At 62.2% G+C, this 21,100-nt stretch carries 22 protein-coding genes; 12 read left to right on the top strand and 10 right to left on the bottom strand.

Annotation, left to right across the window (positions count from 1 at the left end; translation table 11 throughout):
- Window positions 1-1,186: 1,186 nt before the first annotated feature.
- Window positions 1,187-1,651, bottom strand: coding sequence for an outer membrane lipoprotein (locus AD662_RS05935; protein ID WP_003184697.1), 465 nt, complete (start codon window positions 1,649-1,651; stop codon window positions 1,187-1,189).
- 171 nt (window positions 1,652-1,822) lie between these two features.
- Between AD662_RS05935 and AD662_RS28150 the strand changes: the two genes are divergently transcribed.
- Window positions 1,823-2,107 (top strand): hypothetical protein, encoded by a 285-nt coding sequence (locus AD662_RS28150; RefSeq protein ID WP_018610806.1) that lies wholly within the window; start codon window positions 1,823-1,825, stop codon window positions 2,105-2,107.
- Here AD662_RS28150 and pdxH read toward each other — a convergent pair.
- From pdxH to dinG, 4 genes are all read right to left on the bottom strand, one after another.
- A complete protein-coding gene (pdxH, locus tag AD662_RS05930) occupies window positions 2,055-2,702 on the bottom strand; it encodes a pyridoxamine 5'-phosphate oxidase (RefSeq protein ID WP_018610805.1) in 648 nt (215 codons plus the stop codon). The genes AD662_RS28150 and pdxH overlap by 53 nt on opposite strands.
- A gap of 24 nt (window positions 2,703-2,726) precedes the next feature.
- Window positions 2,727-3,839 (bottom strand): OmpA family protein, encoded by a 1,113-nt coding sequence (locus AD662_RS05925; RefSeq protein ID WP_053186012.1) that lies wholly within the window; start codon window positions 3,837-3,839, stop codon window positions 2,727-2,729.
- Between the two features lie 118 nt (window positions 3,840-3,957).
- Window positions 3,958-5,103: a serine hydrolase domain-containing protein gene (locus AD662_RS05920; protein WP_053186008.1), complete on the bottom strand. Its 1,146-nt coding sequence runs from the start codon at window positions 5,101-5,103 to the stop codon at window positions 3,958-3,960.
- A gap of 236 nt (window positions 5,104-5,339) precedes the next feature.
- Window positions 5,340-7,484: an ATP-dependent DNA helicase DinG gene (gene dinG / locus AD662_RS05915; RefSeq protein ID WP_018610802.1), complete on the bottom strand. Its 2,145-nt coding sequence runs from the start codon at window positions 7,482-7,484 to the stop codon at window positions 5,340-5,342.
- A 99-nt stretch (window positions 7,485-7,583) separates the two neighbouring features.
- Here dinG and AD662_RS05910 point away from each other — a divergent pair, with 99 nt between their 5' ends.
- Window positions 7,584-8,048: a CopD family protein gene (locus tag AD662_RS05910; protein WP_053186004.1), complete on the top strand. Its 465-nt coding sequence runs from the start codon at window positions 7,584-7,586 to the stop codon at window positions 8,046-8,048.
- Window positions 8,049-8,180: 132 nt separating this feature from the next.
- On the opposite strand, the gene AD662_RS05905 is transcribed toward AD662_RS05910, so the two are convergent.
- The 4 genes from AD662_RS05905 to AD662_RS05890 form a co-directional block, all read right to left on the bottom strand.
- A complete protein-coding gene (locus AD662_RS05905; protein ID WP_053186001.1) occupies window positions 8,181-8,939 on the bottom strand; it encodes a collagen-like protein in 759 nt (252 codons plus the stop codon).
- A complete protein-coding gene (locus AD662_RS05900; RefSeq protein ID WP_018607762.1) occupies window positions 8,932-9,204 on the bottom strand; it encodes a DUF1145 domain-containing protein in 273 nt (90 codons plus the stop codon). Before AD662_RS05900 ends, AD662_RS05905 begins: the two co-directional genes overlap by 8 nt.
- Window positions 9,205-9,342: 138 nt before the next feature.
- Complete coding sequence (locus tag AD662_RS05895; RefSeq protein ID WP_024619902.1) at window positions 9,343-10,068, bottom strand: PA1041 family peptidoglycan-binding anchor lipoprotein; 726 nt, start codon at window positions 10,066-10,068, stop codon at window positions 9,343-9,345.
- Between the two features lie 90 nt (window positions 10,069-10,158).
- Window positions 10,159-10,854: a PA1041 family peptidoglycan-binding anchor lipoprotein gene (locus tag AD662_RS05890; protein ID WP_024619901.1), complete on the bottom strand. Its 696-nt coding sequence runs from the start codon at window positions 10,852-10,854 to the stop codon at window positions 10,159-10,161.
- Between the two features lie 191 nt (window positions 10,855-11,045).
- On the opposite strand from AD662_RS05890, the gene AD662_RS05885 reads away from it, so the two are divergent.
- The 4 genes from AD662_RS05885 to AD662_RS05870 all read left to right on the top strand — a co-directional run bounded on the left by AD662_RS05885 (window position 11,046) and on the right by AD662_RS05870 (window position 12,804).
- Window positions 11,046-11,543, top strand: coding sequence for a DUF6231 family protein (locus AD662_RS05885; protein WP_053178336.1), 498 nt, complete (start codon window positions 11,046-11,048; stop codon window positions 11,541-11,543).
- Window positions 11,544-11,545: 2 nt separating this feature from the next.
- Entirely contained in the window at window positions 11,546-12,034 is a 489-nt protein-coding gene (locus AD662_RS05880) for a YchJ family protein (protein ID WP_024619899.1), read from the top strand.
- Between the two features lie 69 nt (window positions 12,035-12,103).
- Window positions 12,104-12,589, top strand: a complete 486-nt coding sequence (locus AD662_RS05875; RefSeq protein WP_018607771.1) for an LEA/WHy family protein — start codon at window positions 12,104-12,106, stop codon at window positions 12,587-12,589.
- A gap of 5 nt (window positions 12,590-12,594) precedes the next feature.
- Window positions 12,595-12,804: an SEC-C metal-binding domain-containing protein gene (locus AD662_RS05870; protein ID WP_018607772.1), complete on the top strand. Its 210-nt coding sequence runs from the start codon at window positions 12,595-12,597 to the stop codon at window positions 12,802-12,804.
- Between the two features lie 306 nt (window positions 12,805-13,110).
- Here AD662_RS05870 and AD662_RS05865 read toward each other — a convergent pair whose 3' ends face one another.
- Window positions 13,111-13,668, bottom strand: coding sequence for a cysteine hydrolase family protein (locus tag AD662_RS05865; RefSeq protein ID WP_053186019.1), 558 nt, complete (start codon window positions 13,666-13,668; stop codon window positions 13,111-13,113).
- A gap of 207 nt (window positions 13,669-13,875) precedes the next feature.
- Here AD662_RS05865 and AD662_RS05860 point away from each other — a divergent pair, with 207 nt between their 5' ends.
- The 6 genes from AD662_RS05860 to AD662_RS05835 all read left to right on the top strand — a co-directional run bounded on the left by AD662_RS05860 (window position 13,876) and on the right by AD662_RS05835 (window position 20,938).
- Window positions 13,876-16,326: a penicillin acylase family protein gene (locus AD662_RS05860; protein WP_053185998.1), complete on the top strand. Its 2,451-nt coding sequence runs from the start codon at window positions 13,876-13,878 to the stop codon at window positions 16,324-16,326.
- Window positions 16,327-16,737: 411 nt separating this feature from the next.
- Complete coding sequence (locus AD662_RS05855) at window positions 16,738-17,520, top strand: transporter substrate-binding domain-containing protein (protein ID WP_018607777.1); 783 nt, start codon at window positions 16,738-16,740, stop codon at window positions 17,518-17,520.
- A 58-nt stretch (window positions 17,521-17,578) separates the two neighbouring features.
- Entirely contained in the window at window positions 17,579-18,307 is a 729-nt protein-coding gene (locus AD662_RS05850) for an ABC transporter permease (RefSeq protein WP_014336862.1), read from the top strand.
- The gene (locus AD662_RS05845; RefSeq protein WP_018607780.1) at window positions 18,304-19,014 is read left to right on the top strand and encodes an ABC transporter permease; all 711 of its coding nucleotides are present in this window, start codon (window positions 18,304-18,306) and stop codon (window positions 19,012-19,014) included. The genes AD662_RS05850 and AD662_RS05845 overlap by 4 nt, the downstream gene beginning before the upstream one ends.
- Window positions 19,015-19,041: 27 nt before the next feature.
- The gene (locus AD662_RS05840) at window positions 19,042-20,160 is read left to right on the top strand and encodes a succinylglutamate desuccinylase/aspartoacylase family protein (RefSeq protein ID WP_053185995.1); all 1,119 of its coding nucleotides are present in this window, start codon (window positions 19,042-19,044) and stop codon (window positions 20,158-20,160) included.
- Window positions 20,161-20,173: 13 nt separating this feature from the next.
- On the top strand, window positions 20,174-20,938 hold the full coding sequence (locus AD662_RS05835; RefSeq protein ID WP_014336859.1) for an ABC transporter ATP-binding protein: 765 nt from the start codon (window positions 20,174-20,176) through the stop codon (window positions 20,936-20,938).
- Window positions 20,939-21,100: the final 162 nt, after the last annotated feature.

Here is a 21,100-nt window from a genome sequence, read left to right as displayed (position 1 = left end):
GGTTCCGCCCTTACGGCGGCTCACTTTTGAAAAGCGCAAAAGTAAGCAAAACGCTTCTGCCCCACCACTCGGCGCCCCGTTAACCACGATGCCCTCACTCCGGCATTGCTCCGTGGGCCGCCGCGAAGGGCCATCCATGGCCCAGCGCGGCTATCCCGGCATCCATGCCGGGATACCCACTCCACAATGCCTGCGTTCGGCCATCGTGGTTAACGGGGCGCCGAGATCAACGTCCACCACGAGGCGGCCTAGTAGCCGACCTGGTTTTGGGTGAACGTGTTTCTCCTGTGGGAGCGAGCTTGCTCGCGATGAGGCCAGCAAGCCCAGCATCCATGTGACTGAACCACCGCCATCGCGAGCAGGCTCGCTCCCACATTCAATCCTCAGCGGACACAAAACTCATATCCAACACAGCCCCCCTGTGGGAGCGGGCTTGCTCGCGATGAGGCCAGCAAGCCCAGCATCCATGTGACTGAACCACCGCCATCGCGAGCAAGCTCGCTCCCACATTCAATCTTCAGCGGACACAAAATTCATATCCAACACAGACCTCCTGTGGGAGCGGGCTTGCTCGCGATGAGGCCAGCAAGCCCAGCATCCATGTGACTGAACCACCGCCATCGCGAGCAGGCTCGCTCCCACATTCAATCCTCAGCGGACACAAAACTCATATCCAACACAGCCCCCCTGTGGGAGCGGGCTTGCTCGCGATGAGGCCAGCAAGCCCAGCATCCATGTGACTGAACCACCGCCATCGCGAGCAGGCTCGCTCCCACGGGAGAAACGCGGTCCCACCCAGAACCAGGTCGGCTATCAGGCCGCCTCGGTTCTGCTTTTGATCTGGGGCGCCCCGTTAACCACGCTGGCTGAACGAAGGTATTGCGCAGTGGGCAACCCGGCATGGATGCCGGGTTAGCCGCGCTGGGCCATGGATGGCCCTTCGCGGCGGCCCACGGAGCAATGCCTTCGTTCAGGCATGCCGAGCCTAGGCGAGGCACCGAGTGGTGGGGCAGAAGCGTTTTGCTTACTTTTGCGCTTCTCAAAAGTGAGCCGCCGTAAGGGCGGAACCCTAAGTAGCCGTTACCAAAGAAACGGATATACACGCCGTCTCCCGAAACGAAGCCATAAAAAAACGACGCCTTCCCGTTCAGGAACAAGCGCCGTTTTTTCTCTTACCTAACCAAGCTTAGTGCGATACGCGACTCGTACCATCCACAGTGGAAATACGAACCCGCTCACCCACACGGAATACCTCGTTCTCCTGAACCTGCTGCACATAGGCACGCATGCTACCGTCATCTTCACGCACGGTGATTTCCACACCCTGGGTACGGGTCAAACCTTCTTCAGTAGCAGAACCAATCAGGCCACCAGCTACCGCGCCAATCACAGCGGCGACAATACTGCCACGGCCACCGCCGATGGCGCTGCCGCCAACACCACCGACCACCGCACCAGCCGCACCGCCGATGGGGGTCTTGGTGCCTTCGATCTTGACCGGACGCAAGGACTCGATGGTCCCCATGCGAATCGTCTGCACGCGACGCGCTTCGTCACGGGAGTAGGAGTCACCGGTCAGGCTCGACTGACAGCCAGTGAGCAACATCGCCATCGTGGAAAAGGAAGCAACCAGCAAAACAGACTTACGCATAGCATCAAACTCCAAAAGACAGGGATTCATTAAACTCCGCAGCTTGACGCCTGTCACGGCCTCGCCGGGATAAAATTGTTTTCATTCAGGTGGGATACAGGCGCACCCGAAAAATTCACCAAACAGTAGCGCCAATTTCCGAAACCTGCGTCATCAACCCGGGGATCTTTCATGGATTATTTCATCATCGTCGCGGTCACCGTGGCCGGTTTGTACTTCCACTGGTGGCTGTACGTACGAATCAAACGCTGGATGGACCGCGATCTGGCGCTGTCCCTGGCGGGGCAGGATGAGCAGAAAAAGACCTACATGCTGCAACAATTGGCCCGTGCCCAGGAACAAGGAGTCAAGCGTCGGGACTTGCCGCAATGGCTTAAAACCGCTGCGGCAGGTTACCCCGACACTAAGGCGCCAGACGCTCGCGCGTCCAGTTCGCCCCTTGCAGGCGGTAGTTGAGGCGATCGTGCAGGCGGCTCGGACGACCCTGCCAGAACTCGATGCGCTCGGGCAGCAAACGATAACCACCCCAATGCTCCGGGCAGTGCGGTTGGCTGTCGCTGAAGCGTTGTTCGGTGGCCTTGAGCAAGTCGTCCAGCTCAGAGCGCCCCGAAATCACTCGGCTCTGGGGTGAAGCCCAGGCGCCGAGACGGCTGCCCAGCGGGCGAACCTGGTAATAGGCGTCCGACTCCTGCGCCGTGACCTTCACCACTTTGCCCTCGATCCGCACCTGGCGCTCCAGGGCTGGCCAGAAAAACGTCATGGCCGCAAATGGGTTCGCGGCCAGTTGCTGGCCCTTGGCGCTGTCGTAGTTGGTGAAGAACGTGAAGCCCAGGGCATCCAGCCCCTTGAGCAGCAGGATCCGGCAGTGCGGGCGCCCTTCTGCATCCACCGTCGCCAGGGTCATGGCGTTGGCCTCCACCGGCGCCTGCTCGGTTTTCACCGCGTCGGCGAACCAGTGGTGGAACAGTGCAAACGGCTCGGCCGGGGCTTGCGCCTCGGTCAAGCCATCGCGGGTGTAGTCGCGGCGCATATCAGCCAGCGGTTGGGTCATGGCGCATTCCTTGTGGTTAGCCCATCACTGCTTGGGGGTATCGGCGGCCGCGACTTTCTTGGTATTGGTGGCGGCTTTGGCCGGTTGGGTTTTCTTCGCCGCAGTAGTGGCCTTGGCTGGGGCTTTCTTGGCAGGCGCCTTGGCCACGGCTTTTTTGGCCGGTGCTTTTTTGCTGGTCGGGGTCACGGCTTTTTTAGCCGCAGACGCTGGGGCCGGGGCCGCGGGTTTCACGTCCTGGGCCGCCACCAGCGTCACTGGCGCAGGTGCCGGCATGTTGTATTTGCTCAGCAGCGCAACCATGGTGTTGGCCGGCGTGACCAGCAGTTCCACACGACGGTTCAAGGCACGACCTTCCACACTGTCGTTGGCCGCACGTGGCGCCACTGCGCCCATGCCGCGCAGCATCAGGCGATCACGTTGCAGGCCGCTGAGACGGAAAATCGCTGCCACGGACTGGGCACGCTCCTGGCTGAGTTTCAGGTTCGCGGGTGCGGCGCCCGAGGTGTCGGCGTGGCCGAGGATCAGCACGGCGGTCTTCGGGTCGGCTTCAAGGATCTTCGCCACACGGGTGAACGGGCCGAGGGTCACGGGCAGCAGCATGGCCGGGCGGTCCGGGTTGAAGGAGCCGTCGACCGGCGCGGTGACCACCAGCACATTGTCGCGGCGCTCGAGTTGGAGCTTGCTGTCCTTGATGGCGGTGCGCAGCTTCGGCTCGTAGTCGTCGAGCCAGGCCTGGGTGACTTTCGGATCGGGCATCGGCACCGCCTTGGCGGTTTCCTGGTCCTTGCCGCCAAACGGCCACCACCACTTGCCGTTGCTTTCGGCTTCGGCCTTGGCAACGGCCGGTGCCTTGGCTTCGGGCTTGTCTTGAGGCTTGACGGTTTCTTTCTTCGCGACGTCGGCAGCGTCATCGGAAGAGAACGGCCACCACCCGCTCGTGGTGCTCTCGGCCTTGGCTTGCGGGGCGACGGCGGCCGGTTTCAGAGGCGCCGCTGGCGCCGTTTCCTTGGCCACGACCTTGTCGGAAGAGCCGAACGACCACCAGCTACCGCCGCCCTCGGCATCATTTTGTGGGGTTTGCGCGCAACCGGTGATAGCGAAGCACAGCGCCAGAGCGAGGGTTTTATTCGATGACATTGGATATCCACAAAATGATGTAAATGGAAAAACAAAGGCCATGTTTTGGCCGCATAAACAGACGTTTGGAAACTGAAAAGGACACGAGGTTCCGGTGCCCGCCGCCTTCAATGGCGCTTTATAGACAAGTGGCAAGTACCCTCGCAAGGTTCTGCGCGCGCGGGTCCATCAATACGTAAGGCCCGAGCGTGTTGGTCACGAAGCCAAAAGCCACATCATGTTCCGGGTCGGCAAACCCCATGGAGCCCCCGGCCCCCGGATGACCGAACGCCCGTGGGCCGAGGCCGTAGGTCGCATTCGGCACATCCGGCTGGTCGAGCATGCAACCCAGGCCGAAACGGGTCTGGGTCAACAACGTCTTGTCCTCGCCGAAGCTGTGCTGGCGAGTCAGTTCGTCGAGCATTTCACCTTCCAGCAGGCTGCCGTCCAGCAGCCCCGCATAGAACCCGGCCAGGCTGCGGGCGTTACCGTGGCCGTTGGCCGCCGGTTGCTGCATGCGCCGCCATTCCGGCTTGTTGGTACTGGTCATGATCGACGGCGGATTGGTAAAGGCCCGGGTGGTCATGGCCGTCGGCTCGCGCATCGTCACCTGCAGCAGGCGTTGGGCCGCGGCATCGCCGACGTTGCCTTTGCCACGGGCGATGTGGGCCACGCGATGAAACGCCTCGTCGGCCAGGCCAACGTGAAAATCCAGGCCCAACGGCTTGGCAATACGGGCCACGATGGACTCCCCCGGACCGCGCCCATCGACCCTGCGCAACAGCTCGCCGATCAGCCAGCCGTAGGTGATCGCGGCATAACCGTGGCCCTCACCCGGCGTCCACCAGGGTGTTTCTGCCGCCAGGACATCGACCATGGCTTGCCAGTCATAAAGCGCTTCGGGCGGCAGTAATTCACGTAGCGCCGGCAACCCGGCCTGATGGCAGAGCAACTGGCGCAGGGTAATGGATTGCTTGCCGGCGGCGGCAAACTCGGGCCAATAGCGGGCTACCGGGGCATCCAGCTGCAACTTGCCTTCGGCCACCAGTTGCAGGGCGGTGACGGCGGTGAAGGTCTTGGTGCAGGAAAACAGGTTGGCGATGGTGTCGCTGTGCCAGGCTTCATGGCCATCCTTGTCGGCGGTACCGGCCCACAGATCGATCACCGTGCGACCCCCCACCTGGATGCACAACGCCGCGCCGCGCTCCTGGGGATTATCGAACAGCGCCGCGAACGCTTCACGCACCGCCTCGAACTGAAGTTCATAATGGCCTTGAATCTGCACCCGTAACTCCCTTGAAACAAACACTTTTAAGGTGGCTGGCATTGTTTCAGCCATTCAGGTTTTTGGGAACCGTCGCAAGACGGCTGGCTAAGCATGCCCCCGTGGCAAGAAGAACCTGTGGGAGCAAGGCTTGCCCGCGATGAGGTCTGTGAGGTCTTTCTGAGACCGAGGTACCTTCATCGCGGGCAAGCCTTGCTCCCACAAATACATTGCCTCACCGTGAAGTTGCAGCAGCCTCAGGAAATCTCCCGCCGAAACGGCGGCAGCGCGTTGAGGATCGCCTTGCCATAGCGCTGGGTTACCAGCCTGCGGTCGAGCAAGGTGATGGTGCCGCGGTCTTCCTCGGTGCGCAGCAACCTGCCACACGCCTGGACCAGCTTCAGCGAAGCGTCCGGTACGGAGATTTCCATGAACGGGTTGCCGCCTCGGGCTTCGATCCACTCGGCCAGCGCGGCTTCCACCGGGTCATCGGGGACCGAGAACGGAATCTTGGCGATCACCACGTGCTCGCAATAGGCACCCGGCAAGTCCACGCCTTCGGCAAAACTCGCCAGGCCGAACAGCACGCTGGAATCGCCGCCATCGACCCGCGCCTTGTGTTTGTTCAGGGTTTCCTGCTTCGACAGGTTGCCCTGGATGAACACCTGCTTGCGCCAGTCACGGTCAAGGCCGTCGAACACGTCCTGCATCTGTTTGCGCGAGGAAAACAGCACCAGGGTGCCCCGTGAGCCTTCCACCAGTTCTGGCAGGTCGCGGATGATCGCGGCGGTGTGAGCGGCAGCGTCACGCGGGTCGGCCTTGAGGTCCGGCACCCGCAGCACGCCAGCATCGGCGTGATGGAAGGGGCTCGGGACCACGGCGGTCACGGCTTTCTTCGGCAGGCCGGCGCGCATGCGGAAACGGTCGAACGTGCCCAGGGCGGTCAGCGTGGCGGAGGTTACCAGCGCGCCGTAGGCCACGTTCCACAGGTTGCGACGCAGCATTTCCGCCGCCAGGATCGGGCTGGCATTGACCTCGATATCGAACAGCGAACCGCTTTCGGCCAAGGTCAGCCACCGCGCCATTGGCGGGTTGTCTTCCGGGTCCTCGGCGGTGAAGGCCGTCCACAGTTCCCAATTGCCTTGTGAGCGGGACAACAGGCTACCGAACAGCGGGTACCACTCTTCGGCCTGGTTGCTGGCGATACCGATGTTGACCTCACCATCCATGCCTTCCTTGAGCAGGTCGGTCAGGCGCGTGAACAGATCGGTCAGGCGTGCGAAACCTTTCTTGAGCTCTACGCCCATTTCGCGCATGTGCTCGGGGATCACCCCGCCGACAAACCGGTGGCGTGGCCGCTCGCGGCCCTCGACGTCTTCGCCGGGCTTGAAGTCGGCCACTTGCTCGCAAGCGGTGAACATGAACTGCTGGTTCGTCTTGATTTCCCGCGCCAGCTCCGGCACTTGCTCGATGAACTTGCCCAGGTCACCCGGCAATGGATGCTGGGCCAACAGTTTGGTGAGGTTCTTGGCGGTGGTTTCCAGCCAGTCGGCGGTGGAGCGCAGCCGGGTGTAATGGGCGAAATGCCCGATGGCCTTGTCCGGCAGGTGGTGGCCTTCGTCGAACACGTAGATCGTGTCGCGCGGGTCCGGCAGCACCGCACCGCCGCCCAGGGCCAGGTCAGCCAGGACCATGTCGTGGTTGGTGACGATGACGTCGACCTTGCCCATGCCTTCGCGGGCCTTGTAGAAGGCGCACTGGCCGAAGTTCGGGCAATGGCGGTTGGTGCACTGGCTATGGTCGGTCGTCAGGCGGGACCAGTCGGCGTCTTCCAGGGCCGTGGACCAGCTGTCGCGGTCGCCGTCCCATTTATTGCCGGCCAGCTTCTCGATCATGCTGGTGAACAGCTTCTGGCTGGCCTCATCGACTTCGATCTTGAAGCCTTCTTCTTCGAAAAGCTGAGCCGTGGCGGTCTGCGCGTGGCCTTCCTGGAGCAACATGTCGAGCTTGGACAGGCACATGTAGCGCCCACGGCCCTTGGCCAGCGCGAACGTGAAGTTCAGGCCGCTGTTGCGCATCAGGTCGGGCAGGTCCTTGTAGACGATCTGCTCCTGCAGGGCGACGGTGGCCGTGGCGATCACCAGGCGTTTGCCAGCGGCCTTGGCCGTGGGAATCGCCGCCAGGCTGTAGGCCACGGTCTTGCCGGTACCGGTGCCGGCCTCCACCGCCACGATGGCGGGCTCGCCACTGCGCCGGCCTTCGTCGTCGGTGTCGATGTCACCCAGGACTTTTGCCACTTCGGCAATCATCAGGCGCTGGCCATATCGCGGCTTGAGGCTCTTGGCTTCGAGAAAACGCGAATAGGCGCCCTGGATCGTGGTTTTGAGTTCGGTGCTGATCATGAATGGTCGGGCGCAAAAAACGCTGGATAAATTTTCAGTGGTTCGGATCGGCGGCTATCATACCCCGCTAATGAATCCTGCGCAGAACGGAGTAACCCAATGACACCCTTTGCCCTCGTCTACACCCTGCATTTACTGGCGGCCCTGGTCTGGGTCGGCGGCATGTTCTTCGCCTGGATGATCCTGCGCCCCGCCGCAATGACGGCGCTTGAGGGCCCTGCCCGGCTCAAGTTGTGGGTAGAAGTGTTTCAGCGTTTTTTTGTCTGGGTCTGGGTCGCGGTGGTGCTTTTACCGATCAGCGGTGTAGGCCTGATCCATATGCGCTTCGCCGGTTTCGAAACCGCGCCGCGGTATGTGCAAGTGATGATGGGGTTGTATGTGGTGATGACGGCGCTGTTTATCCGCATCCAGGGCCTGCAACTGCCGGCATTGCGTAACGCCGTGACGGCGCAGGACTGGCCGGCGGGTGCGGCGGTGCTGGGGAAGATTCGCAGGCTGGTGGGGATCAACCTGTTGATCGGGTTGCTGGTGGTAGCGATTGGCGCGGCGCGACCGATGTTCTGAAAAAATCGGCGGCATCACACAGAACCTGTGGGAGCGGGCTTGCTCGCGAAGGCGGTGGGTCAGTCAATGCTGATTAACCTGACACGCCCTCTTCGCGAGCAAGCCCGCTCCCACATTAGGTTCGTCATACGTTCAGAACCGCTGCACCGTCACCACCCCCGCCGCTCCGGCAGGCCCTGGCTGGCCATCGGCGCCAGGACGGCCGCTTTTGCCGCCGTCGGCGGTATAGACCAGGCAGCCCTTGGCCTTGCCCCCCGCCCCAGGCTTGCCACCAGGACCCGCCGCGCCACCCGCACCGCCATCCACCGCCACTTTGATCTGCTCGGCAGGATAGGCGTTGGGCAGTTCAAGGCGTACCAGCGCACCGGCAGCGCCCGGCTGGCCATCGCTGCCATTGCTGCCGTCGGCCCCGCGACCGGCCGAACCCCAGGTGCAGCCCGGCGCCTGGCCATTGGCACCGTCAAGGCCGACGAAACCCGGCGCACCGGCACCACCGCGGGCATCCACCGACAACAGCGGCGCATTCAACGCCTTGAACTGCAGGTTGAGATCACGCCCCCGCCGCGCCGCCTTGGTGTAGGTACCCGGTGCGCCGCGTGCAGTGATCTGGCTGCCCTCGGCCAGCTCAGCCTGGGCCACTTTCATTTCCAATACCTGCTGCGCCGGCACGATGGCGATCCGCGCCTCACGCCCCAGGTGCAATTGGTCGATGGTCAGTTCAGTGACATTGGAAGGCACCAGCAGCGTGCCGTAGTCGGCCACGTCCAGTCGCTCAAGGACCAGGGTGCCGGTGGTGTTGGGCAGGCGCATTAACGAATGGCTTTCTACCTGGACCACCTGGGCCGAAGCCCACGGGCATACGAGTGCGGCGAGCAGACACAATTTACGCATGGGAAGCCTCTGGCGCGGTCGGGAGGGTTTGCAGGTGGAAGATGCCGAACAGCAGCACTCTGAGGCGATCACGGCCAGGCGCGGGGCGGCCACGAAAACTGGCCCGGAAGAACAGCAGCTCCAGCAGGTGCAGCACCAGCAAAAACGCGCCAGCGACATTGACCAGCAGGTGCAGCGGATGGACGAACGGCACGACCAGATTGACCAGCACCACCAGCCAGAACAGCAGGGTCAGCAAGCGCCCCAGCCCCCAAAACACCTTCATACGCCCCCCTGATCGGGAATTATTCTTTGCGCGCACAGTAACGGCTTGCGCGCAGGATAAGCCAGAGGGTCGGGCAAATTTAATCTGACCCGAGCCCCGGATCGCCATCCCGACGACCCGGCAGCCCTGGCCCGCGCTTCAACGCTGGATATGCAGTTCAACCCGACGGTTCTGCGCCCGCCCTTCGTCGGTCTCATTGTCGGCCACCGGCTCGCTTTCGCCTTTGCCTTCGCTGGTGAGTTTGTCGGGGGCCAGCCCCTGCGCCAGCAAATACTCCACGACGCTGCTGGCCCGACGCTCGGACAGCCCCTGGTTATAGGCATCACTGCCGACACCGTCGGTGTGGCCCACCACCCGGATGCTGGCGACATTGGCATGGCCGAGTTTGCTCATCAGCCCATCGAGCTGGCTGCGAGCTTCTGCGGTGAGATCGGACTTGTCGAAATCGAACAGCACCTTGCCGGCGTCGTTGAGGGTGATGACCTCGCTAGCCGGGGCCTGCGGTTCGACCGGTGGTGCGCTGGCCGGGTATTGCGGCACAGGGCAACCGTGATGTTCGACAGGGGTATTGGCCGGGGTATCGGGACAACGGTCGCGGCGGTCGAACACACCGTCATCATCTTCATCGCCATCCTGGGCGTAGCAGATCAAGCCACCGCCCAGTAGCCCCAACGCGGCGCCACCGGCGGCCCAGCCGCTGCTTTCAATGGCGCCCAACCCGCCACCGACGAGACCACCGATCAGGCTACAGATTGGCCAGGTGCGTTGATTGAGAGGTGCGCTACCGTCGCTGTGAGTGGCGCAGCCGGACAACAGACTGCTCGCCAGCAGTACCGGTAAGGCGGCCCTGATTAGAACGTTCATGGTGAAGGCTCCTGTGTCACCGGCCCATACCGGTCACACAGGAGTAAAGACCCGCATCCGCAACTCTACAAGCCGCGAATGGCAAGGGTTTCAGCGGTTTATCCTGATTTCCGTGCGACGGTTCATCGCGCGGCCGTCGGCGGTCTTGTTATCGGCCACCGGCTGGCTCTCTCCGGCACCGGACACCGAGACAAAACTGGCACGCGGTACGCCGTTTTCGACCAGGTATTGCACCACCGAGTTGGCCCGTTTCTCCGACAACCGTTGGTTATAGGCATCGCTGCCGACACTGTCGGTATGGCCGGTGACCCGCAGTTGCGCGGTGGACGTTTCCTGTTTCAGCCGGGTGGCGACCGTGCTCAGCACATCCTTGTCGGCCGGGGTCAGCGTGGCTTTGTTGAACTCAAAGTGCACATCGCGGATCACGATGGTTTCTTCCTTGACCACCACGGCCTCTTCAACCACTGGCGCTGGGACAGGTGGCGGGCAGCCGTCAGCATCGACCTGCACGCCCTTCGGTGTGCCCGGGCACTTGTCGCGGCTGTCCGGCACGCCATCGCCATCTTCGTCGCCATCGCCGTGCACCCAGCAATAAGCTGCCGCCATGCCGCCAACGTACAGCGCGCCGCCGCCCGCCCAAGAAGTACTTTCTATGGCGCCTAATCCCGCACCGATCGCACCGCCGACTGCTGCACAGGTCGGCCAGTCGGTTTTCTGCAAACCTGCACAACCAGTCAACACACTGGTTAGCAGAACCAGGGGTAACGCTGTCCGAACTATGCTCATCGGGTTTCTCCTTGAGAGATCGGCCTTGCGCCGATTCAGGGGAGTAAAGACCCGTCTTCGAATCTGCGCCAGCCTGAGCAATCGCGGGTTTTAGCCCCGTGTTTGCGACGTTTGCGCACATTCTTGGACAAACCGCTCTAGGCCACGATGTCCGGGCAGGCTATCGTGGTGGTTCTGACTGAGGAACTTCGATGACCGTTGCCATTTCTTCGCGTACGCCCCAACAAGCCCTGGCGGCCGTGCTTGACCGTTATGCCCCACAAACACTGCTGCTGATCGGTGCCAGCGGCTTCCCCGCACTCGAAGCATTCCAGCAGGCCCACCCCGACACCGAAGTGATCCACGCCGGCCCCGGCGCGCTGCCGGCGGACGTGGCGGCGCGGCGTTTTGACCTGGCCCTGGCGCTCGATTGCCTGGAGCATTTGCCCAAGCGCGACGGTCTGAACCTGTTGGGCGGCATTCGCAATCTGAACGCAAGCCGCATCGCCGTGCTGGCAGACCTCAACGCCTGCGGCTGGCAAGAGACGGACTTTTTTTCCCTGGCCCTGCAAGCCAGCGAACGATTCCAGCGCGAAGATCAGGTGTTGACCCTGTTCACCTACGATCTGCTTGAATACAAACAAGTCCCCGACTGGCTCAACTCGCGCTTTTGGGCCAACCCGGAAAATTTTGGAAAATATTGGTGGTAACCGTGAACACAAGCCCGCACACACCCATTTGCCCCTGCGGCAGTGGCAACTCACTGGACGCCTGCTGCGGCCACTACCACGACGGTCATCCGGCGCCCTGCGCCGAAGCCTTGATGCGCTCGCGCTATAGCGCCTATGTGCTGGGCCTGGTGGATTATCTGGTCGCCACCACCCTGCCCGCCCAGCAGCAAGGCCTTGATCGCCAGTCGATCAGCGAATGGAGCGCCAACAGCACGTGGTTGGGGCTGGACGTGGAAAGCAGCGAAGTGTTCGGCGGTCAACCGGAACACGCCTTTGTCACGTTCACGGCACGCTGGCACGACGGCCAGGGCGAGCATAGCCACCGTGAACAGTCCTCGTTCGTGCAGAACACCGGGCGCTGGTACTTCATCGACCCAACGGTGCCGGTCAAGACGGGCCGCAACGACGGCTGTCCGTGCGGCAGCGGGCATAAATTCAAGAAGTGCTGCGCCGGCTACTTCAATCGATGATTTCGCCAATGTCCGACGCTCATCCATCGGCCCAGAGGGCTAGACTGGGGGTAAACCAGAGGCACGGACATGACCGCTCCATCATTCTTGCTACGCATCACCTGCCTGCTGCTGCTCGTCGGGCTCGGCGGCTGCGCGTCCTGGCGAGGTGAGCAAGCGCCTGAACCACAGGTGCATCTGGTCAAGGTCGAGGTGGTGCGGGCCCGACTGCTGGAGCAGAAGTTCACGCTGCACTTTCGCGTCGACAACCCCGGCGACAGCGACCTGACCGTTCGCGGCCTGACCTACCGCATCCACCTGGGCGACCTGTTGCTGACCGAAGGTGAGCATGAACACTGGTTCACCGTGCGCCCCCGGCACAGCGCCTATTTCAAAGTGCCGATCCGCACCAACCTGTGGCCGCAGGTGCGGGATGTGGTGAAGTTGCTGGAAAAACCCCGGGAACAGATCCCCTATCGTCTGGAAGGTGAGCTGGAAACCGGATTATTCATCGCCGACTACGTGCACCTGGAACGCAATGGCGTGATAATCGCCGCCGATTTTATTGCGGAGTAACCTCGATGACCCAACAACCCCACGTCCATGGCCCTGATTGCAACCACGATCACGACCATCATCACGATCACGATCACGACCACGGCCATGTCCACGGTCCGAACTGCGGCCACGCCCACCAGGAACCGGTGCGCAACGCCCTGAAGGATGTCGGCCGCAACGACCCTTGCCCATGCGGCAATGGCAAGAAATTCAAGAAGTGCCACGGGGCTTGAGGGTCCGGGCGAAAAACTTTTTCGCCTGTTAGACCGTCATCGTCGGATCGCCGCCCGGAGCAAGCTCGCTCCCACAAGGAAATGCGCCGAAGCGATATCTAACGGTCGCCGCGGAACCGGTGTGGGAGCGGGCTTGCTCGCGAATGCGGTGGGTCAGCTGACATTGACTAACCTGACACTCCCTCATCGCGAGCAAGCCCGCTCCCACAGGGAGGATTGCGCCGAAGCGATATTTACTGATCGCCGCAGAATCAATGTGGGAGCGAGCCTGCTCGCGATGAGGCCGGCACATTCAGCACCTGTCTGTCAGCCCGCCTGCAGAATCCGCTCCACACCCACCACCGTCGCATACTCGCCATGCAAGTTGCCCAGGGACATGGCATGCACCTCGGCAGCCGAACGGGCGTTACCGAAGTAATCGCTCTTGTCGAAGGTAAAGCAGGCATCCTCGGCCACCCACGTGTCGAATCCCAGGTTGCCGGCCGTACGCGCCGTGGACTCCACCGAGTTGTGCGTCGCCACGCCGACGATCACCAGTTGCCCGACGCCCGCCCTGCGCAGGTCTTCCTCCAGGCGCGTGCCACTGAACGCATCCGGCACCTGTTTTTGCACCAGCCATTCCCCCGCCAGCGGCTCGAACCGTGGCTGGACCTCCACGCCCGACTGCCCCGGCCAGAACACCGAGTCCGGCGAGCGGGACAAGTGGTGGACGTGAATCACCGGTCGCGCCGTGTGTCGCCATAAAGCCAGTAGCTCCAGCATGCGCAGCTCTGCCTCGGGATTGTTGCGAGGGCCGAGCCTGGGATGAAGGATGCCTTTCTGTTGATCGATGAGGATCAGCGCTGCGTTGTGTTGTAGCTCCATGCCAGTTTTCTCTTGTTCAGTCATTGGGTCCCCCTCCACTTTGAGCATCAGGGCTTCTTTCAGGCAAGTCTTTGGGCAGGCTGCCCCCGTAAACCGGGGTTTCATCGCCAAATCAACAAATAACCCTCGCCCCCGCTTGCGCGGCCCCCGCCTGCTCACTAACGTAGCGCCTTTATTGGTGCCACCCCCTCCCGCAGGAGCTTTGCCATGGCCTCGCCAGCCTCTATTTCCCTTATTCCCCGGCTCGGCGTTGCCGCCGCAGTGGCCAGTGTGCTCGGTTTGAGCGGATGCCAGACCTGGAATGCCCAGGACACTGTCCCGCCGACTTCCGGCGTGCAGCCGCTCAAGGGGCTGGCGCAGAACGTCTCGGTCCGGCGCAATGCCACGGGCATGCCGCTGATTGAAAGCAACAGCTTCCATGACGCCCTGTTCACCCTCGGCTACGTCCACGCCAGCGATCGCATCACCCAGATGGTCACCCTGCGCCTGCTGGCCCAGGGGCGGCTGGCAGAGATGTCCGGCGCCGAACGGCTGGACGTCGACCGCTACATGCGCGCCGTCAACCTGAAGAAAAACGCCGACGAGCTGTACAAGGCGTCTTCGCCACGACTCAAGCGCTTCTTCGAAGTCTATGCCCGCGGCGTCAACGCCTACCTGTTCCGCTACCGCGACAAGTTGCCGTCGGACCTGGCCGCCACCGGTTACAAACCCGAATACTGGAAACCGGAAGACTCGGCGCTGATGTTCTGCCTGCTGAATTTCAGCCAGTCGGCCAACCTGCCGGAAGAAATCGCCAGCCTGGTACTGGCCCAGACCGTCACCAACGACAAGCTCGCCTGGCTGAACCCGTCCTATCCAGACGAACCACTGCCCGTGGCGGAGGCCGACAAACTCCAGGGCTTGCGGCTCAACGGCCAGATTCCAGGCTTGAACGAGATCAGCAAGGCCACCCGCCAGTTGGCCGAGCTGAACCTTTTGAGCGCTGCGTCTTCGAGTAACTGGGCCATCGCGCCGCAACGCAGCCGCAGCGGCAAGAGCCTGCTGGCCAGCGACAGCCATGGGCCGCTGGGCATGCCGGGGCTGTGGAGCCCCGTACAGATCCGCGCGCCCAAGTACCAGGCGGCCGGGATTTCCGTGGCGGGCATCCCGATGATCCTGGCCGGGTTCAACGGCAAAGTGGCCTGGAGCATGACCAGCGTACTGGGGGACAACCAGGACCTGTTCCTGGAAAAAATCCGCCGCCAGGGCAACAGCCTGTCCTATGAAGTCAACGGCAAATGGCAGCCGGCAATCGTGCGCAACGAAACCTATTTCATCAAAGGCCAGCGGCCGATTCGTGAAGCGGTGTTCGAGACCCGCCACGGCCCGCTGCTCAACAGCGCCCAGGGCCCGGCCATGACCAACGGCTTTGGCCTGGCCTTGCAGACGCCAAGCTTCAGCGACGACAAGACCCTGGATGCCTTCTTCGACCTGTCCCGGGCACAGAACGTCGAGAAAGCCTCCGACGCCAGCCGGGAAATCCGCGCCATGGCCGTGAACCTGGTATTTGCCGACGCCAGCCATATCGGTTGGCAAGTCACCGGTCGCTATCCAAACCGCCGTGAAGGCGAAGGCCTGTTGCCGTCGCCGGGCTGGGACGGTCGCTACGATTGGGACGGTTACGCCGACCCCATGCTGCACCCCTACGATCAGGACCCGTCCCAGGGCTGGCTTGGCACGGCCAACCAACGGGTCATTCCCCACGGCTATGGCATGCAGTTGTCCAACTCCTGGGCCGCACCGGAGCGTGGCGAACGCATGGCCGAACTGGCCGGCGCGGGCAAGCACGACACCCGCAGCCTGACCGCCATGCAATACGACCAGGGCACGACCTTCGCGGCCAAGCTCAAGAAAGTTTTCGAGGCACCGGGCATGGCCCAGCCGCTCAAACAGGCGATCGAAGCCCTGCCGATGGCTGACCGGGCCAAGGCCCACGAGGCCTATACCCGCTTGATGGCATTCGATGGCCGGCTCAGCCCGACCTCCACCGACGCGGCGATCTATGAGCTGTTCCTGCAGGAAAGCATGAAGCAGATTTTCCTCGACGAGCTGGGCCCGGACAGCAGCCCGGCGTGGCAGGCGCTGGTTGCCAACGGCCAATTGTCCTACTCGGCCCAGGCCGATCATCTGCTGGGGCGTGAAGACAGCCCGTTCTGGGACGATGTGCGCACACCTCAGAAAGAAGACAAGGCCGTCATCCTCGCCCGCAGCCTGGCCGCCACCATCAGCGCCGGTGAAAGCCAGTTGGGCGGTGACCACATGGCTTGGCAGTGGGGCAAACTGCATCGCTACGCGTGGAAGAATAGCACCGGCCACATCGTACGCGGCCCGCTGCCGGCCGGTGGCGACGCCAGCACGCTCAACACCGCAGCGTTCGCAGGGGGGCAGGATTTCAACACCACCCTGGCACCAGCCATGCGCTTTATCGTCGACTTCGGCCAGCCTGAACCGTTGATGATCCAGGATGGTGTCGGACAGTCCGGCAACCCGGTCAGCCCGAACTATGCCAATGGCATCGATCCGTGGATCAAGGGGCAGTACCAGAGCTTGCCGTTGCAATCGCAAAATTTTGATCGGGGCTATGGCAAGACGCGGTTGACCCTGGTGCCTGGTAAGTAACAGCAGGCGGTTCATTGCCCTGTAGGAGCTGCCGAAGGCTGCGATCTTTTGATCTTTTGATCTTTCGCTTGAGATTCAAGCGTCAGGGGAAAGATCGCAGCCTCGTTGCACTCGTCAGCTCCTACAGCCTGAATATCGTGATGCCTGGTTTCAGGGTCGCTATGCAGCCCAACAATCCCCTCGCCACATGGGCTTTGCCCAGTAGAGCCTGCTCTATCCTGGTGCAGCTTTTGATGTACGCTCATCCCCGCGCACCATCGCATTCCGCTGCCTGCCGCCGAAGCTTTTAAAACACTTGTTCGGCACTCTGGTTCGGAAATTGCTACCTTTATGCCGTCATACCGTTCTCGCCTTCACCGGTAACAATACTTACGCGCCACAAGCGCTCATATTGGTTTTAGGGATTGAATAATGAAAAAAGCACTGCTGACCCTTTCTGCACTGGCGTTGTGCATGGCTGCTGGCGTCGCCACGGCCAAGGAATACAAGGAACTGCGTTTTGGTGTCGACCCTTCCTACGCCCCGTTTGAGTCCAAGGCCGCCGACGGCAGCCTGGTCGGTTTCGACATCGATCTGGGCAATGCGATCTGCGAAGAGCTGAAGGTCAAATGCAAATGGGTCGAAAGCGATTTCGACGGCATGATCCCGGGCCTCAAGGCCAATAAATTCGACGGCGTGATCTCCTCCATGACCGTTACCCCGGCCCGTGAAAAAGCCATCGACTTCTCCAGCGAGCTGTTCTCCGGCCCAACCGCCTATGTATTCAAGAAGGGCTCGGGCCTGAGCGAAGACGTTGCCTCGCTCAAAGGCAAGACCGTCGGCTACGAGCAAGGCACCATCCAGGAAGCCTACGCCAAGGCCGTGCTGGACAAGGCTGGCGTCAAGACCCAGGCCTACCAGAACCAGGACCAGGTTTATGCCGACCTGACCTCCGGCCGCCTCGACGCGGCGATCCAGGACATGCTGCAGGCAGAGCTGGGCTTCCTGAAGTCGCCAAAAGGTGAAGGCTACGAAGTCAGCAAGCCGGTGGACAGCGAACTGCTGCCATCCAAGACCGCCATCGGTATCAAGAAAGGTAACAGTGAGCTGAAGGCACTTTTGGATAAAGGTATCAAAGCGTTACACGACGACGGCAAGTACGCCGAGATCCAGAAAAAACACTTTGGCGATCTGAATCTGTACAGCGGCAAATAATGCGCTGCGCCCATCCGGTCTCGGATGGGCGCTTTTCTCCTGCCAAAGGCTTTCTTCCATGTTCGAACAACTCCTACAAAATCTGGGGCTCTCTGCCTTCAGCCTGCAGGGCTTTGGCCCGCTGCTGATGCAAGGCACCTGGATGACCATCAAGCTGTCAGCCCTGTCCCTGCTGTTGAGCGTCTTGCTCGGCCTGTTGGGCGCCAGCGCCAAGCTGTCCAGCGTCAAACTGCTGCGAATCCCTGCCCAGCTCTACACCACGCTGATCCGCGGCGTGCCGGACCTGGTGCTGATGCTGCTGATCTTCTACAGCCTGCAAACCTGGCTGACCTCGTTTACCGACTTCATGGAATGGGAATACATCGAGATCAACCCATTCGGCGCCGGGGTGATCACCCTGGGCTTCATCTATGGCGCGTACTTCACCGAAACCTTTCGCGGCGCGATCCTCTCGGTCCCCCGGGGCCAGGTCGAAGCCGCCACGGCCTACGGCCTCAAGCGTGGCCAGCGCTTTCGCTTCGTGGTGTTTCCACAAATGATGCGCTTCGCCCTGCCGGGTATCGGCAACAACTGGATGGTGATGCTCAAGGCCACCGCGCTGGTGTCGATCATCGGCCTGGCTGACCTGGTCAAGGCGGCCCAGGATGCGGGCAAGAGCACCTACCAATTGTTTTACTTCCTGGTACTGGCGGCATTGATCTATTTGCTGATCACCAGCGCGTCCAACGTCATCCTGCGCTGGCTTGAACGCCGTTACGCCGCCGGCGCCCGGGAGGCGGTGCGATGATCGAACTTCTGCAAGAGTACTGGCGGCCATTCCTTTACAGCGATGGCGTCAACGTCACGGGCCTGGCGATGACCCTATGGCTGCTCAGCGCCTCGCTGCTGATCGGTTTCGTGGTGTCGATCCCGCTGTCCATCGCCCGGGTTTCACCCAAGTTCTACGTCCGCTGGCCGGTGCAGTTCTACACCTATCTGTTCCGGGGCACACCGCTCTATATCCAACTGCTGATCTGCTACACCGGCATCTACAGCATCGCGGCGGTGCGCGCCCAACCCATGCTCGACAGCTTCTTTCGCGATGCGATGAACTGCACGATCCTGGCCTTCGCCTTGAACACCTGCGCCTACACCACGGAAATTTTCGCCGGGGCGATTCGCAGCATGAACCATGGCGAAGTGGAAGCAGCCAAGGCCTACGGCCTGACCGGTTGGAAGCTGTACACCTACGTGATCATGCCGTCGGCGCTGCGCCGCTCGCTGCCGTATTACAGCAACGAAGTCATCTTGATGCTGCACTCGACGACCGTGGCATTCACCGCTACCGTTCCAGACGTGCTGAAAGTCGCCCGGGATGCCAACTCGGCGACGTTCCTGACGTTCCAGTCGTTCGGGATCGCCGCGTTGATCTACCTGACCGTCACCTTTGCACTGGTGGGCCTCTTCCGCCTCGCCGAACGCCGCTGGCTGGCCTTTCTCGGGCCGACCCACTAGGGCTTTTGTTCCAGGACACACACGCACATGCGCCACCAGATCCATGACCTGCTGGCCCCGGTACCGGGGACCGCACGCAAGATCCACAGCTTCCACTTCGGCCCGGAAAAAGCCGTCGGCAAAATCTATATCCAGGCGTCCCTGCACGCCGATGAACTGCCGGGCATGCTGGTCGCCTGGCATCTCAAGCAGCGCCTGGCCGAACTCGAAGCGTCGGGCCACCTGCGGCACGAGATCGTGCTGGTGCCCGTCGCCAACCCCATCGGCCTCGAACAAGTGCTGATGGACGTGCCCCTGGGCCGCTACGAAACCGAAAGCGGGCAGAACTTCAACCGCCGCTTCATCGACCTGAGCGAAGAGATCGGCAACGAAATCCAGGACCTGCTCACCGACGATCCGCAGCACAACCTGATGCTGATCCGCACCAGCCTGCGCGACGCCCTCGCCCGGCATACCCCAGGCACGCAATTGCAATCCCTGCGCCTGGCCCTGCAGCGGCTGGCCTGCGACGCCGACATGGTGCTGGACCTGCATTGCGACTTCGAAGCCGTGGCCCACCTCTACACCACGCCCGAAGCCTGGCCACAGGTCGAGCCGCTGGCCCGCTACATCGGTGCCGAGGCCAGCCTGCTGGCGACCGATTCGGGCGGCCAATCGTTCGACGAATGCTTCACCCTGCTCTGGTGGCAACTCAAGGAACGCTTCGGCGAACGCTTCGAGATTCCCCTGGGCAGTTTTTCGGTCACTGTGGAATTGCGTGGTCAGGGTGACGTCAACCACGGGCTGGCGAGCCTCGACTGCCAGGCCTTGATCCAATACCTGATCCGTTTCGGCGCCATCGACGGCGAACCGACGCCCATGCCCGAGCTGCCCTACCCGGCCACGCCGCTGGCCGCGGTCGAGCCGGTGGCGACGCCCGTGGGTGGGTTGCTGGTCTACAGCGCGCTGCCCGGCGAATACCTGGAGGCGGGGCAACTGATCGCGGAAGTCATCGACCCGGTCAACGACACCGTCACCCCCGTTCATTGCCGTAACGCCGGGCTGCTGTACGCCCGTTCGCTGCGCCGCATGGCCACGGCCGGCATGGTGATCGCCCATGTCGCCGGCACCGAAGCCTACCGCAGCGGCTACCTACTTTCGCCTTGAGGATGCATGCTCCATGTACAAACTGACCATCGAAGGCCTGCACAAAAGCTATGGCGAACATGAAGTGCTCAAGGGCGTTTCGCTCAAGGCCAAGACCGGCGACGTCATCAGCCTCATCGGCGCCAGCGGCTCGGGTAAAAGTACCTTTCTGCGCTGCATCAACTTCCTGGAACAACCCAACGACGGCGCCATGAGCCTGGACGGCCAGCCGATCCGGATGATCAAGGACCGCCACGGCATGCACGTGGCCGACGCCGACGAACTGCAGCGCCTGCGCACGCGCCTGGCCATGGTGTTCCAGCACTTCAACCTGTGGAGCCACATGAGCGTGCTGGAGAACATCACCATGGCGCCGCGCCGGGTGTTGGGGGTGAGCAAGCAGGAAGCGGATGACCGCGCCCGTCGCTACCTCGACAAGGTCGGCTTGCCGGCACGCGTCGCCGAGCAATACCCGGCGTTCCTCTCCGGCGGCCAGCAACAGCGCGTGGCCATTGCCCGCGCCCTGGCGATGGAGCCGGAGGTGATGCTGTTCGACGAACCCACCTCGGCCCTGGACCCGGAGCTGGTGGGCGAAGTGCTGAAGGTGATCCAGGGCCTGGCTGAGGAAGGCCGGACCATGATCATGGTGACCCACGAAATGAGCTTCGCCCGCAAAGTCTCCAACCAGGTGCTGTTCCTGCACCAGGGCCTGGTGGAAGAAGAAGGCAGGCCGGAAGACGTATTGGGCAACCCCACCAGCGAACGGCTCAAGCAGTTTCTCAGTGGCAACCTGAAATAAATTCCGGACTCCCCTGAAAAGGAGGCGCCAATGCCTGTCAGTTAGGAACAAACGGCATAAATCCTGTGGGAGCAAAGCTTGCTCGCGATAGCGGCAGAGTCGCCAATATCTTAGTCGGCTGGCTTACCGCAATCGCGAGCAAGCTTTGCTCCCACAGGTTTG

It is taken from the genome of Pseudomonas kilonensis, from assembly GCF_001269885.1.
GTDB lineage: Bacteria > Pseudomonadota > Gammaproteobacteria > Pseudomonadales > Pseudomonadaceae > Aquipseudomonas > Aquipseudomonas kilonensis.
Note: the sequence above shows the minus strand (reverse complement) of the source record. Positions and strands in the feature narration are given on the sequence as shown.

What these genes read in the sequence shown, in the direction of transcription:
- AD662_RS05860 (WP_053185998.1), top strand. Translation starts at nt 13,876, where the DNA reads ATGGCCTCGCCAGCCTCTATTTCCCTTATTCCCCGGCTCGGCGTTGCC.
- AD662_RS05855 (WP_018607777.1), top strand. Translation starts at nt 16,738, where the DNA reads ATGAAAAAAGCACTGCTGACCCTTTCTGCACTGGCGTTGTGCATGGCT.
- AD662_RS05870 (WP_018607772.1), top strand. Translation starts at nt 12,595, where the DNA reads ATGACCCAACAACCCCACGTCCATGGCCCTGATTGCAACCACGATCAC.
- dinG (WP_018610802.1), bottom strand. Translation starts at nt 7,484, where the DNA reads ATGATCAGCACCGAACTCAAAACCACGATCCAGGGCGCCTATTCGCGT.
- AD662_RS05845 (WP_018607780.1), top strand. Translation starts at nt 18,304, where the DNA reads ATGATCGAACTTCTGCAAGAGTACTGGCGGCCATTCCTTTACAGCGAT.
- AD662_RS05910 (WP_053186004.1), top strand. Translation starts at nt 7,584, where the DNA reads ATGACACCCTTTGCCCTCGTCTACACCCTGCATTTACTGGCGGCCCTG.
- AD662_RS05905 (WP_053186001.1), bottom strand. Translation starts at nt 8,939, where the DNA reads ATGCGTAAATTGTGTCTGCTCGCCGCACTCGTATGCCCGTGGGCTTCG.
- AD662_RS05925 (WP_053186012.1), bottom strand. Translation starts at nt 3,839, where the DNA reads ATGTCATCGAATAAAACCCTCGCTCTGGCGCTGTGCTTCGCTATCACC.
- AD662_RS05900 (WP_018607762.1), bottom strand. Translation starts at nt 9,204, where the DNA reads ATGAAGGTGTTTTGGGGGCTGGGGCGCTTGCTGACCCTGCTGTTCTGG.
- AD662_RS05890 (WP_024619901.1), bottom strand. Translation starts at nt 10,854, where the DNA reads ATGAGCATAGTTCGGACAGCGTTACCCCTGGTTCTGCTAACCAGTGTG.
- AD662_RS05840 (WP_053185995.1), top strand. Translation starts at nt 19,042, where the DNA reads ATGCGCCACCAGATCCATGACCTGCTGGCCCCGGTACCGGGGACCGCA.
- AD662_RS05885 (WP_053178336.1), top strand. Translation starts at nt 11,046, where the DNA reads ATGACCGTTGCCATTTCTTCGCGTACGCCCCAACAAGCCCTGGCGGCC.
- pdxH (WP_018610805.1), bottom strand. Translation starts at nt 2,702, where the DNA reads ATGACCCAACCGCTGGCTGATATGCGCCGCGACTACACCCGCGATGGC.
- AD662_RS28150 (WP_018610806.1), top strand. Translation starts at nt 1,823, where the DNA reads ATGGATTATTTCATCATCGTCGCGGTCACCGTGGCCGGTTTGTACTTC.
- AD662_RS05865 (WP_053186019.1), bottom strand. Translation starts at nt 13,668, where the DNA reads ATGGAGCTACAACACAACGCAGCGCTGATCCTCATCGATCAACAGAAA.
- AD662_RS05835 (WP_014336859.1), top strand. Translation starts at nt 20,174, where the DNA reads ATGTACAAACTGACCATCGAAGGCCTGCACAAAAGCTATGGCGAACAT.
- AD662_RS05935 (WP_003184697.1), bottom strand. Translation starts at nt 1,651, where the DNA reads ATGCGTAAGTCTGTTTTGCTGGTTGCTTCCTTTTCCACGATGGCGATG.
- AD662_RS05850 (WP_014336862.1), top strand. Translation starts at nt 17,579, where the DNA reads ATGTTCGAACAACTCCTACAAAATCTGGGGCTCTCTGCCTTCAGCCTG.
- AD662_RS05895 (WP_024619902.1), bottom strand. Translation starts at nt 10,068, where the DNA reads ATGAACGTTCTAATCAGGGCCGCCTTACCGGTACTGCTGGCGAGCAGT.
- AD662_RS05875 (WP_018607771.1), top strand. Translation starts at nt 12,104, where the DNA reads ATGACCGCTCCATCATTCTTGCTACGCATCACCTGCCTGCTGCTGCTC.